The organism is Veillonella rogosae JCM 15642, assembly GCF_002959775.1.
GTDB lineage: Bacteria > Bacillota > Negativicutes > Veillonellales > Veillonellaceae > Veillonella > Veillonella rogosae.
This window is the reverse complement of sequence record NZ_PPCX01000006.1, coordinates 16,003-29,039: the sequence shown is the minus strand read 5'-3', so window position 1 is coordinate 29,039 and position 13,037 is coordinate 16,003. Positions and strand designations below refer to the sequence as shown.

At 38.0% G+C, this 13,037-nt stretch carries 9 protein-coding genes; 3 read left to right on the top strand and 6 right to left on the bottom strand.

Annotation, left to right across the window (positions count from 1 at the left end; all coding sequences use genetic code 11):
• The first annotated feature begins 10 nt into the window (after positions 1 to 10).
• The 3 genes from VRHSUH09_RS03100 to msrB all read left to right on the top strand — a co-directional run bounded on the left by VRHSUH09_RS03100 (position 11) and on the right by msrB (position 3,326).
• A complete protein-coding gene (locus VRHSUH09_RS03100) occupies positions 11 to 949 on the top strand; it encodes a LysR family transcriptional regulator (RefSeq protein ID WP_009351392.1) in 939 nt (312 codons plus the stop codon).
• Between the two features lie 316 nt (positions 950 to 1,265).
• Positions 1,266 to 2,387 carry a 5-methyltetrahydropteroyltriglutamate--homocysteine S-methyltransferase gene (locus tag VRHSUH09_RS03095; protein ID WP_105081349.1) on the top strand — a complete coding sequence of 374 codons (1,122 nt, stop codon included), beginning with the start codon at positions 1,266 to 1,268 and terminating at the stop codon, positions 2,385 to 2,387.
• Positions 2,388 to 3,326: a peptide-methionine (R)-S-oxide reductase MsrB gene (gene msrB / locus VRHSUH09_RS03090; protein WP_105081348.1), complete on the top strand. Its 939-nt coding sequence runs from the start codon at positions 2,388 to 2,390 to the stop codon at positions 3,324 to 3,326.
• Positions 3,327 to 3,483: 157 nt separating this feature from the next.
• Here the strand turns inward: msrB and VRHSUH09_RS03085 are convergent, their stop codons facing one another.
• The 6 genes from VRHSUH09_RS03085 to metG all read right to left on the bottom strand — a co-directional run bounded on the left by VRHSUH09_RS03085 (position 3,484) and on the right by metG (position 13,019).
• Positions 3,484 to 4,461, bottom strand: coding sequence for a resuscitation-promoting factor (locus tag VRHSUH09_RS03085; protein WP_009351433.1), 978 nt, complete (start codon positions 4,459 to 4,461; stop codon positions 3,484 to 3,486).
• A 426-nt stretch (positions 4,462 to 4,887) separates the two neighbouring features.
• Positions 4,888 to 7,005: a polyphosphate kinase 1 gene (ppk1, locus tag VRHSUH09_RS03080; RefSeq protein WP_105081347.1), complete on the bottom strand. Its 2,118-nt coding sequence runs from the start codon at positions 7,003 to 7,005 to the stop codon at positions 4,888 to 4,890.
• Entirely contained in the window at positions 6,995 to 8,560 is a 1,566-nt protein-coding gene (locus tag VRHSUH09_RS03075; RefSeq protein ID WP_105081346.1) for a Ppx/GppA phosphatase family protein, read from the bottom strand. Before VRHSUH09_RS03075 ends, ppk1 begins: the two co-directional genes overlap by 11 nt.
• A complete protein-coding gene (locus VRHSUH09_RS03070) occupies positions 8,560 to 10,107 on the bottom strand; it encodes a Ppx/GppA phosphatase family protein (protein WP_105081345.1) in 1,548 nt (515 codons plus the stop codon). The genes VRHSUH09_RS03075 and VRHSUH09_RS03070 overlap by 1 nt, the downstream gene beginning before the upstream one ends.
• Before the next feature lie 198 nt (positions 10,108 to 10,305).
• Entirely contained in the window at positions 10,306 to 11,076 is a 771-nt protein-coding gene (locus VRHSUH09_RS03065) for a TatD family hydrolase (RefSeq protein WP_054747670.1), read from the bottom strand.
• Positions 11,076 to 13,019 (bottom strand): methionine--tRNA ligase, encoded by a 1,944-nt coding sequence (gene metG / locus VRHSUH09_RS03060; protein WP_105081344.1) that lies wholly within the window; start codon positions 13,017 to 13,019, stop codon positions 11,076 to 11,078. Before metG ends, VRHSUH09_RS03065 begins: the two co-directional genes overlap by 1 nt.
• Positions 13,020 to 13,037 lie beyond the last annotated feature (18 nt).

Here is a 13,037-nt window from a genome sequence, read left to right as displayed (position 1 = left end):
GAGGCCAATTATGACCTTACAACAATTAAAGTATGTCACAACAATTGCCAATATAGGTAGTATTAGTGAAGCTGCCAAGAGATTATTTGTATCTCAACCTAGCCTTACAAAGGCCATTAAAGAATTAGAAAAGGAAATGGGCATTACCATTTTCGATCGCACCAATAAAGGTATTACTGTTTCTAAAGAAGGAGAACGTTTCCTCGGCTATGCACGCCAAGTCCTTGAGCAAGCGGCCCTTTTAGAGGAGCAATACAAGAGCCAAAGTGGCGGGAAAAAACAATTTTCCGTTTCTACTCAACATTACTCCTTTGCAGTTAATGCCTTTGTAGAGCTTTTAAAAGGTGCAGGTATCGATCAATACGATGTATCCTTGCGCGAAACACAAACCTATGAAATCATCGACGACGTAGCCCATATGAAGAGTGAAATCGGTTTGCTCTATTATAATGATTTCAATCGTCCTGTATTGGAAAAATTAATTCATACCAACGAATTAACTTTTACAGAATTATTTACGGCTCACCCTCATATCTTTATCGGTAAAACACATCCGTTAGCCAATAAAGATGTAGTTTCTATGGATGAATTAGAAGAATATCCATATATCTCTTTTGAACAAGGGGATCATAACTCCTTCTATTTCTCTGAAGAAATTTTCAGTACCGTTGTACGTCCAAAACACATCCGCGTTCGCGATAGAGCATCTTTATTTAGTCTTTTACTTGGACTGGATGGGTACACTGTATCTAGTGGTGTAATCGACAAAGAGGTTAATGGTGAAAATATCATCTCTGTGCCGCTCGCAGAAGAAGGCTTGATGCACATTGGCTATATTACTAACAACAAAATGCAACGCAGTCGTTTAGGCCAAGAATATATTCAAGCCTTAGAACAATACGTTGGCAACTATGGCAGACATATTCAACTACCAGACGATAAAAAATAATTACAAAATTATAGTATTAATAGAGTTGTACATTTTAATAACTCTAGGCGAATTAAATAATTGTATTAAATAGTATATTGAAAGCACTCTCTTTTATGAACTGCCCCAAAATTGGACACAATTTTGAGATTCAGCTCATTTCAGGAGAGTGCTTTTTTATACCTAGATATAACTTAATAAACAAATTTATACGCCTATATAGCTTTAGGTTATACCCAACTCTAAGATATAGATATTTTTACATATACTCATACTTCGTTATAATAAACCTATCGAAATTATCGGTTTTACCGTTTATATAAGGAGGATTACTATTATGTCCAAACAATTAGCACCATTCCACTTTGATATTGTAGGTTCTTTCCTACGTCCTGAAGAATTAAAAGAAGCTCGCGAAGCTTTCAATAATGGAAATATTTCTAGAGAAGAATTAACAGCCGTTGAAGATCGTCTCATTACAGACCTCATTCAAAAACAAAAGGCTGCTGGCCTACCAGTTATTACAGATGGCGAGTTTCGTCGTGCCTATTGGCATCTAGATTTCATGTGGGGATTTAACGGCGTAAAAGAAATTGAACTGGAACACGGTTACAAATTCGTCGGTCAAGAAACAGCGCCAGGTTCCCTCGCCCTTACTGGCAAAATTACGGGGACAAACCACCCATTCGTTGAACATTTCAAATTTGTAAAACAATTTGAAGACGAAAATACTACGGCACGTCAAACAATCCCAGCCCCATCTCAATTCTTAGCGGAATTATTCCGTGAGGATAACGGCATTACCACACGCTCCTTCTACCCTGATTTAGAAGAACTCATTCAAGACATTGCCGCTGCGTATCGTCAAGTTATCAAAGATTTGTATGACGCTGGTTGCCGCAACATCCAGTTTGATGATTGTACTTGGGGTATGTGCTGTGACCACGCTTACTGGACAGGTCGTCAAAAAGACAAAAGCGTAACCATTGAGGGCGAAACAGCTAAATATTTGCGCTTAAACAATTTGGCCCTAGAAGGTCGCCCTCAAGATTTAGCCTTCACTACCCATGTATGTCGTGGTAATTACAACTCTACTTGGGCTGCTAGCGGCGGTTATGAACCAATTGCCCCTATTCTATTTGCCAAAGAAAATGTAGATGCTTATTACCTAGAATTTGACGATGATCGTTCCGGTGGCTTTGAGCCATTGCGCGAAGTATCTCCTAACAAGAAGGTCGTATTAGGTCTAATTACATCTAAACGTCCAGAATTAGAAGACAAAGAAGTTATTAAAAAACGCATTCAAGAGGCTACACAATATATTCCTCTCGAAAGACTTTGCTTATCTCCTCAATGCGGCTTTGCGTCTTGTGAGATTGGTAACCAATTGACCGAAGAGGAACAATGGGCTAAACTAGCATTAGTTAAAGAAATAGCTCAAGAAGTATGGGGTGATTAAATGAATGAACATACTATATATTTAGGAGGCGGTTGTTTCTGGGGCCTGCAAGGATACATCAAAAAAATCGAAGGTGTCCTTTCGACTGAAGTAGGCTATGCCAATGGCCCTACTGAAAATCCAAGCTATGAAGATGTATGTCACAATAGTGGCCACGTTGAAGCCCTCAAGGTGACCTACGATGCAGACACACTTTCCTTGGACCATTTGATTCAATATTTCCTACGTGCTATCGATCCATTTAGTGTTAATAAACAAGGCGGTGACGTAGGTATTCAATACCGTACTGGTATTTACTATACGGATACAGCAGATAAATCTATTATTGAAAGCACCTTAGCTCGTGCGCAAGCCTTTGAAGGCAAACCCTTTGCTATCGAGGTGTTACCTTTAGAGAACTACTACTCTGCGGAGGAGTATCATCAAGATTACTTAGATAAAAACCCTAACGGTTATTGTCATATTCCATTAGACCTATCCGATGAGCCACTTATCGATGATAATGCGTATAATAAACCATCTAAAGAATCTTTAGATGCACTATCACCACAAGAGTATGAAGTTACCCAAAATTCTGCTACTGATGCTCCTTTTAGTCACGAATTAACAGATGAATTTAAAGCAGGTCTCTACGTAGATATTACTACTGGAGAGCCCCTCTTCGTATCATCACATAAATTTAATTCCCATTGCGGTTGGCCAAGCTTTACAAAGCCAATCGCTAAGGATGTTATTAAATACTATCAAGACGACTCTCATGGTATGAATCGTATTGAAGTGCGAAGCCGCATCGGTAATGCTCACTTAGGCCATGTATTCGAAGATGGGCCTAATGGCTCCCTTCGCTACTGCATCAATGGATCTGCCTTAACCTTTATTCCTAAAGAAGAGTTAAAAGGTACAAAATACGAATATCTTTTACCGTATATCGAAGATTAAATAACAAAAGACGACTTACAAATGTAAGTCGTTTTTTTAGCATTTTTTTCGTAACATTCAGAATGTATAAAATAGTTATATAATATAGCTATAAATAAAATATGATCGCCAATAAAAAAGAGGATATATCTATTGATATATCCTCAAATCGTTTTATTTAGTCTAAAACGTACACTGTTACGTCTTGACGCCCAAATTCCATAGCCTCGCCGTAGGAGTCCATTACAAGGTCAATTTTATTGCCTATAATAGCACCACCTGTATCAGCTGCAATAGCTTCACCGTAGCCTGGAATAAACAAGCGTGTACCTAATGGAATAACATCAGGGTCAACAGCAGCAATACCACGAACTGCAGGAACACCTGTAGCCGTAATACCCAAACCATCTCCATCGCCTGCTAGGTAAGCAGATGCTTCCATTACGATAGCCCGAGATGCACGACCCGCTACATTACGAGAAGTAGTCACTTCACGGGTACCTTCTTTAATAATGGTAGGAACCATTGCGCGTTGTGTTACTTTAGATACGTCATTTGTTTTAATAACTGTACCATTGCTATATAATGTTTCACGTTGTACTCGTTCTAACCCAGGTTGACCAACTTGAACAACCTCTTCTTCGCCTTTAGCCATTGTATCATCTTTTTGACGGATAACCTCAATAGCAACTTCTTGATCTACTGTAGATAAAGAACGACTTGTTACTTGAGCAATTGTAATATGTGTACCACTTAATACAGAACCATTTGCATCACCTACAACTACATAGTTAGGTGTTTTAAAGCCGAGCTCATTAGCAACGCCTTGAGCCGTTGTTTCTGTAGTGAAAACAGCTCTTGTTCTACCATTCACAGTTACATAAACTGGAATAGCGCGAACAACAGTTAGTGTTGTACCATTTTGAACTGATGTAGAGCTGGAAATAACTTTATCATTTGGATTTAATTTAACCCCAGCGTCGCGTACGATGCCTTCATTAGAATTTAAATGCGTTCTAACAGTGTGTGCTGCACCATCTACCATAACGGTAACGGTTTTATCATTATAAGAAAAACCTGTCATAGTTACAGCTGTTACAATCAATCCGGCAACAACAGACGAAATATATCGTTTGTGTGTCTTATGAATTCTCATGTTGTAATCCCTCCTGTAATGGTATTATTCTACTACAGATAGATATAACCTGTCAAACGCATTAGGTTAACAATAGAGCTTAAACATATATAATTACTGAATTTTCATATTATATTTTTTGGGGTTTTACACAAAAAGTCCACTACATGCGAACATATCGATATTTTTAAGTACCATACAATATATTCCGAATTGTGTACATATATACGACACTCATACCATATATAGTATACACAGTTTTTTTATTACCAAAATTGTATTTTTATGTGTTTTTAAATTGTTACCAAGATTTTCAACATTTTCTAAAACTTCATTTTTATCTCATTTTCAAATAGATATACATAGAAAAAAGCCTGTATAAACAGGCTTTTTTCGTACTACATAGTTGTATTAAAATTCATAATACCATCTATAAGTCAAATTTCATTACTTATTCATTTTCAGCATTGGTTGTAGACGTTCGATGACGGTCATCGACTCCTTACGTTCATTCTCAATAGCTGCTTTCATAAGCTCTTCTTGAGCAGAAATTGGATACTCTCGATCATTAATCTTGCGATAGGAACCATCAGCTCTCATAATATGAGCTTTTAAGGTATCTTCCAAATAAAGATCCAATATGCCCTTCACACGTTCTTTATGACGCTTATCTTCAATCGGAACCATGAGCTCTACACGTTCATTTAAATTACGAGGCATCCAGTCTGCGCTAGATAAATACAGACTTTCATTACCACCATTACGGAAATAAAATAAACGATGATGTTCTAAGAAACGACCTACTATGGAGCGAACCGTAATATTATCACTTACACCGGCAATACCAGGACGAAGTGTACAAATACCACGAACGATGAGCTCGATACGAACACCTGCAGTAGACGCTTCATATAGCTTGGCAATAACGTTTTTATCAAGTAAGGAGTTCATCTTAGCGATGATATAAGCATCCTCCCCTTTTTTAGCCAATTCAATTTCACGATCAATCAATTCTATAATTTTTTCCCGTAAATTTAAGGGCGCTACGATAAATTTATTCCAAATTGGTGGATCAGAATAGCCAGAAATCAAATTGAAGAAGCGAGATGCATCGTCACCATATTCATCATTACACGTAAATATACCACAGTCCGTATAGACACGAGCAGTTTTGCCATTATAGTTACCTGTAGCAAGATGAACATAACGCCTTATGCCATCATTTTCTCTACGGACCACCATAGTGATTTTAGAGTGTGTTTTAAGACCTTTCAACCCATAAATTACATGACAGCCGGCTTTTTCAAGGCGACGGGCCATTTGAATGTTATTTTCTTCATCAAAACGAGCCTTAACCTCCATAAGAACGGTAACTTGTTTTCCATTATCTGCAGCCTTAATTAAGGATGCAATAATTGGAGAATCACCACTTACGCGATACAAGGTTTGTTTAATGGCAAGCACATCAGGATCAACTGCAGCTTGAGCAATAAACTGTTCAACTACAGTAAAAGATTCAAAAGGATGATGAACAAAAAGATCTTGTTTACCAATTATAGAGAACAGACTTTCACCTTCATGATCAACTAATTCACTAGGAATCTTGGAGTCAAAAGGCTCGTACCGCAGTTCATCTAATCCAGGATAGTTGCAAAAATCAAAGTACATACGACAGTCCAAGTGACCATCAATACGATATACATCCTTTTGTTCAAGCTCAACACTTGTAAGGACAAAGTCAAGCAAGTGGTCTTTCACATCCCCACATACTTCTAAGCGCACCGCATCACCACGACGACGACGACGCAAGGATTCCTCTACCTCCGATAGTAAATCCGTTGCCTCTTCTTCATCGATTTCTAAGTCCGCATCACGAGTGATACGGAATACCATATAATCTTCAATGCCGTAACCTTGGAAGAATTGGTTTGCATAGTAGGTAATAACATCCTCTAAGTAAACAAACCGATGTTCTTTATTACCTCTACTTGGGATTTCAATAATACGATCTAGTACAGATGGAATAGGCAAGATAGCAATCTTATAATCCTTTGTTCCATCCGGTAGTATTTGAAAGATACGCACAATAGCATTGATAGTATGATTTGTTAAAAACGGAAACGGATGTCCAGAGTCAACGGCTAATGGCGTTACAACAGGATAGATATGTTCCTCAAAGTAATGACGTAACCAAACTTTTGATTTTACATCGAGCTGATCCGGTTTAGTAAAGAAGAAACCGTGGTTTTCAAGTTCAGTGAGCACATTGTTTAAATATGTACTTTGCATAGAAACGAGTCGTTGTACAGACTCATCAATGGCCTTTAATTGTGCCTTTGCATCCATATGCGCAGCATCATATTTAATGATGCCATTCACCACTTGATGTCGTAGACCAGCCACTCGAATCATAAAGAACTCGTCTAAATTTGAGCTAGCGATAGCAATAAAGCGTAACCGTTCTAATAAAGGCGTATTGCTATCTATCGATTCTAATAGTACACGCTGATTAAACTTTAACCAAGATAGTTCACGGTTAAAATAGTATTTTGCATTACTGAACATGGCGGTCACCTCCTCTTACTAACTTTATTTCCATACCAAAGACTTCTGTAAAATATTCAGAGTCACCTATAAATGTCCACCATTCTAAAGAGATATCTTCATTAGTCCGGCAGAATACATATAATACATTATCCCGCTCCTCTAAGGTAACATCTGAAATCTTTTGATTACTGCCCGCATCAAGGGCACAAGCTACGCGAATGACAGCTACTAACTTTGTCACTTGAATCTTTTGCAATTCAGTTAGTGCATTAAAGTAAGCATCGTCATCAGATGGTGTGCCTTTGTAGTGATAATATACAACATTGGCCACTACTTGTTTTTCTTCTTCTGAAAGTCCAAAAATATCTGTACCCATCACGATATGATAGGCATGCTCCCCATGATTCCGCAAATTTACAAATTTACCTACAGAGCAAAGGATAGCGGCTATACGACATAAATAGCCCCACCGCTCTGGTAAACCTTTATGCCGTAATGTTTTACAGAATAATGAACTAAATCGTTCTACCTCAGCATCGTGAATGCTATCGGTATGATATCTCTCTGCAACAGCGCGAGCTAATTGAGCGTTTTGCTCTCGCAGTTGATACATAAATGGGTTATTTTCCGCTTCAACTCCGTAGAACCAACTAATCCCTTGAGAGAAAGAAAAACTACTAAAAATTAACGATTTTGGCTCTATAGCAGTTATGATTTCATTAAACAAAATCATGGTAGGCATCAAAATATTAGCCTTATACTCAGGCAATTTATAGCGGTTTATCAACTTGGTAGCCGTTACACCATCAAAGGAGTTAATGAGGCCTTTAAATCGTTCAGGTTCAATAGTAATAATATCGTCCTTATTACTTTCATCCCCCATGAGACGTGCCATATATTGAGCTTCATCACCAGATAAAATGACACTATTAATATTGAAAGTTTGAAGTTCCTCACGCAATGGGCCAATCATGCGATGCAAGTATTCGGTAATCGCCATAGGAAACGACGTAGAAGAACGTTGGTTACGGTTAAAAGATTCCATAACGCGCAAGGAACCACTATGCATATTGCGTTGGAATAATAAACTTTCACCACGCCATACTGTTAAACCTACACCACCAGATGTAATATCAAGGAATAATGTCGCCTTGGTAGGATCTGTCAATCGATACTGATTCGTCATCTTATAGTATAACAGGGCATATTTGTAATATACCTCTTTTGGCATGTCGATAACGTCAACACGCATACCTGTTTGGATGTAGATTTGATCTAGAATACTACGACGATTAGCAGCCTCACGAATTACGGTTGTCCCATATAATCTAGAACGAGTTACACCATAATCTGCCATTAATTGCTTGTAACCTTTTAAAATATGACAGATTTCTTCTATCGTTTTAAAGCTTAAGCGAGACGTTTGAAATAATTCCTCTCCAAAGGTTACTTCTCGCGCCGCATGATCGATAATACGTACATCATCGATGTCCCTATATTCTACAATAGTAATGCTCATACTACTGGAGCCCACATGTAATACTGCATATCGTAATGCTTTTGGTAATGCCATTATGCCTCCTTACGAGCCTCCATCCACTCTATTTCTAACTCTTTTTTGAATTCTTTTTTGAAAGATTTTGCTAATTTTTCAACAGCCGCTTTCGTAACGCTCACATCGTGGCCTTCTAAATAGTGTACCTTTAAGGCCACACTAGTATATTTAATAGCTATCTCTAATCGTCGAATAAATTGTTCATGACTTTCATCGAGAGCCTCAGCCAAGGCTAAGATAATAGATAATTTTTGACCTAATGAGCGTTGATCTTGATCTAATAATTTACCATATAAGAAGTTTTTATACTCTTTAGGTGTCAATCCATGGGAGTTCATAACTAAGAAAGCACTAAAAGCTTGTTCTACGTGAGAAATGCCATATAAATTACTATTTACGAGCATGTAACAACCATGACGTGCGTGGCTATAGTAATTAACCCGTTTACCTATATCATGAAGTAGGCCAGCCGTAATTAAGCATCTTCTTGCGTTCTTATCTGCTTTATGAAGTGACTCTAATTCATCAAATAAGGTTGTAGCTAAACCAGTAATATATTTGGCGTGTACTAGCTCATGTTTAGTCATGCCTAACAGTACATTTTCAGCAGAATGAACTAATATATCATCGATAATAGGATTTCCACCTAAATAATGTGTTCCATAGTAGTCATAGAATAAACCTTCACGTAAACCACAACCACCAACAACGAGAGTTTTAGTATTTACGTAGTTAAATAATTCTTCCACAATGGTAAGGCCTGCGATAATGATATCTGCACGATCTGAAGACAAGCCACTTATCTTTTTACGCTCCTCTAAAGATTTACCTTTTACATCTTCGAAAATTTCGTGGAATCGATGATATGGTATTTCATAGTTATGGAGTTTTGTAATAGGATACGATAACTTTCGTTGATCCATTTTAGCTATATTACGTGCTGTACCACCAATGCCAAGGAGTGGTAATTTTACATTGCGAAGCCAAGTATGTTCTTTAATTACTTTCCTCACTGCTTTGGTCATTTTTTCAAGCTCTTTAGGGGTATACTCCTCCCCCTTTTGATACGTGCCTGTCAAGGTAAGTGCACCAATTGGCAAACTTATAACCTCTGCAATATGACGATCTCGTACTAGGGTTACCTCCGTACTTGCCCCACCTAAGTCAAAGATAATAAAGTCTTTGAGTCCAATGGTATTGATGACACCAAGAAAGCCTAATCGAGCCTCTTCTTCACCTGCAATGCATTCTAAATCTAGGCCTGTTTGTTCTTTTACAGTCTTTATAAATATATCGCCATTTTTAGCAAGGCGTACGGCAGCCGTAGCAACAGCTTTAATCGTATCAACATCCATAGCTTCCGCCATATGAACAAAGGCTTTCAAAGAACGCAAGGAACGTTCCATTGCCTCATTTGTTAGTTTCTGTGTGCCCCACATATTTTCACTGAGGCGCACACTATTTTTTTCTTGATATATCAGTCTATAGCTACCTGTTTTTGAAATCTCATAAATGACAAATCGAACAGAGTTAGAACCTAAATCTATAAATGCAATACGTTTCATCCTACTACCCTCATCCTACTACGTGTTCAGTATGAATATACTTTAGTATACCATAGAAAAACGCGATTCTCACCGCAAAGGGAGAATCGCGTTTTATAATTTATATTTCTATATAGTTTTAATCTCTATTCCAAAGCTACGACCGTGAGAATTTAGCTTATATGTAGTGCGTTAGAAATATTGTCTACTAGTCTATAGCTACTCGATGCCAAACACTCGTTTACCATTATTGAAAGTAATTTCACAGAACTCATCTACATCGATACCTTTTAAACGTGCAATTTCCTCTGCCACAAATTGAGTTTTGCTAGGATCGTTGCGACGTCCTCTAAATGGAGGTGGCGTCAAATATGGTGAATCTGTTTCAATAAGTATTCTATCTAAGGATACTTGGCGAGCTACTTCCTTAATATTAGTAGACTTAGGGAATACTACAGGGCCGGCAAAGGAAATATAGAAGCCTAATTTAATAGCTTCCTTAGCCATTTCCCAGCTACCGGAGTAACAGTGGAAAATGCCCCAATTATCCTTCCCTTCATTGCGCAAGATATTCATAATATCACCATGCGCATCGCGATCATGAATAATAATTGGCAACTCTACTTCACGAGCTAACTCCAACTGACGAATGAATACGCGTCTTTGTGTTTCACGATCAGAGAAATCATAGTAATAATCTAAACCAATTTCACCGATAGCGCGAACCTTATCGTTATTGAGTGCTTGCTCCTTATAGAACTCGTAATCTTCTTCTGTAAAATCATTAGACTCATGAGGATGTGTGCCTACAGCAGCATATAAACGATCATACTGTTTTGCTAAAGCTAGTCCTGATTCAACAGTACCTCTATCTACTCCTGGAATCATAATGTATTCTACGCCAGCATCAAAGCAAGCTTGTAACATCTCATCACGGTCATTATCAAAACGGCCGTCATTCACATGAGCATGTGTATCAAAGAGTTTCATTATTTAACCACACTTCCTGCTGGTAAAGATTCGATATTTGTTACCTCTAAATGTTCTTCCCAATCAGATGCGGACAAAATCATGCCATAAGACTCGATGCCCATCATCTTCTTAGGAGCCAAGTTAGATAAATAAATTACCTTTTTACCAACCATAGCTTCAGGCTCGTAATATTGTGAAATACCACTTAGTACTGTGCGTTCTTCAATACCGATATCCAATACAAATTTCAATAGCTTTTTGGATTTAGGCACTTTTTCACAGCTAACCACTTTTGCTACTCGAAGATCGAGTTTCTCGAAGTCATCGTACGTAATATTTTCTTTTAATGGTGGAATATTAGATGTATCTACAGTCTCTTCAGCTTCTGCTGGAGTAGCTTCTATCATTTCAGGGATTTCAAAACGTGGGTAAATAGGTTCACCTTTCACAACTTTTGTACCTGTTGGCAATGCACCCCACGTTTTAGCGTCTTCTAATGTAGCCTCAGCAAAACCTACAAGACCTAATTGATCCCAGATTTTTGGAGCACCTACAGGGATAACAGGGCTTACTAAGATAGCAATGATGCGCAATGCCTCTGCTAAGTGATACATAGCAGATTGAAGACGAGCTTTATCGTTAGCATCTTCAGATTTAGCTAATACCCAAGGCATTGTTTCATCGATGTATTTATTCATGCGACCGATGAGAGCCCATACAGCTTTAATTCCCTTGTTAAGTTCCATGTTTTCCATAGATGCTTCAAAATCTTTCACAGTTTGAACTGCTAATGCAGATACGTCGCGATCTAAATCGTCCATATCATCGCATTTAGTAATTACACCACCATGGTATTTTTCAATCATAGCAATAGTGCGGTTCAATAAGTTACCTAAATCATTAGATAAGTCTGCGTTGATCTTTGTAACGAAATTAGGCAATGTGAAGTTACCATCATTGCCAAGCGTGATTTCACTTAATAAGTAATAACGTAAAGAATCTGCACCGTAGGTATCAATCAATGGGATTGGGTCAATAACATTGCCCAAAGATTTACTCATCTTTGTACCATCAACGATCATCCAGCCGTGACCAAATACCTTTTTAGGTAATGGCAACTCAAGGCTCATGAGCATCATAGGCCAAATAATAGTATGGAAGCGAACGATTTCCTTACCTACTAAATGAAGATCTGCAGGCCAATATTTTTTGTATAATTCGCCATCCCCATCAAATGGAGCAAGGGCACTAATATAGTTAACCAATGCATCGAACCAAACATACACAACATGTTTAGGGTCGAATGGCACTTTGATACCCCAGTCAAAGGATGTACGAGATACAGCCAAATCTTCTAAACCTTGTTTTACGAATTGAATCATCTCGTTACGACGGGATTCAGGTTGGATAAAATCAGGATTTTCTTCGATAAATTTCAACCATTGATCTGCATATTTAGCGAGTTTAAAGAAATAGCTCTCTTCTTTTACTTTTTCTACAGGGCGACCGCAATCTGGGCATGTGTGGTTTTCACCAAGTTTTTGCTCAGTCCAGAATGTTTCGCATGGTGTACAGTACCAACCTTCATATTCAGCCTTGTAAATATCGCCTTTTTCATAAGCTTTTGTAAAGAGCTCTTGCACTACCTTTTCATGGCGTTCATCAGTAGTACGAATGAAGTCATCGTTAGAGATATGCATCTTCTCCCACAATGTTTTAAAGCCATTTACGATATTCGTAGTGTATTCAAGAGGTGTAATACCTTGCGCTTCTGCAGCACGTTGAATTTTTTGACCATGTTCATCAGAACCAGTCAAGAAACGGACATCATAACCAGCCAAACGCTTGAATCGAGCGATTGTATCAGCTACAGATGTACAGTACGTATGTCCAATGTGCAACTTAGCACTTGGATAATAAATAGGTGTCGTAATATAATACGTTTTTTTTGTGTCTCCCATGATGAGTCTCCTTCTAAC

Bases quoted from the DNA above. Each gene is read 5' to 3' on its own strand.
- VRHSUH09_RS03100 (WP_009351392.1), top strand. From the start codon at position 11: ATGACCTTACAACAATTAAAGTATGTCACAACAATTGCCAATATAGGT.
- VRHSUH09_RS03095 (WP_105081349.1), top strand. From the start codon at position 1,266: ATGTCCAAACAATTAGCACCATTCCACTTTGATATTGTAGGTTCTTTC.
- msrB (WP_105081348.1), top strand. From the start codon at position 2,388: ATGAATGAACATACTATATATTTAGGAGGCGGTTGTTTCTGGGGCCTG.
- VRHSUH09_RS03085 (WP_009351433.1), bottom strand. From the start codon at position 4,461: ATGAGAATTCATAAGACACACAAACGATATATTTCGTCTGTTGTTGCC.
- ppk1 (WP_105081347.1), bottom strand. From the start codon at position 7,005: ATGTTCAGTAATGCAAAATACTATTTTAACCGTGAACTATCTTGGTTA.
- VRHSUH09_RS03075 (WP_105081346.1), bottom strand. From the start codon at position 8,560: ATGGCATTACCAAAAGCATTACGATATGCAGTATTACATGTGGGCTCC.
- VRHSUH09_RS03070 (WP_105081345.1), bottom strand. From the start codon at position 10,107: ATGAAACGTATTGCATTTATAGATTTAGGTTCTAACTCTGTTCGATTT.
- VRHSUH09_RS03065 (WP_054747670.1), bottom strand. From the start codon at position 11,076: ATGAAACTCTTTGATACACATGCTCATGTGAATGACGGCCGTTTTGAT.
- metG (WP_105081344.1), bottom strand. From the start codon at position 13,019: ATGGGAGACACAAAAAAAACGTATTATATTACGACACCTATTTATTAT.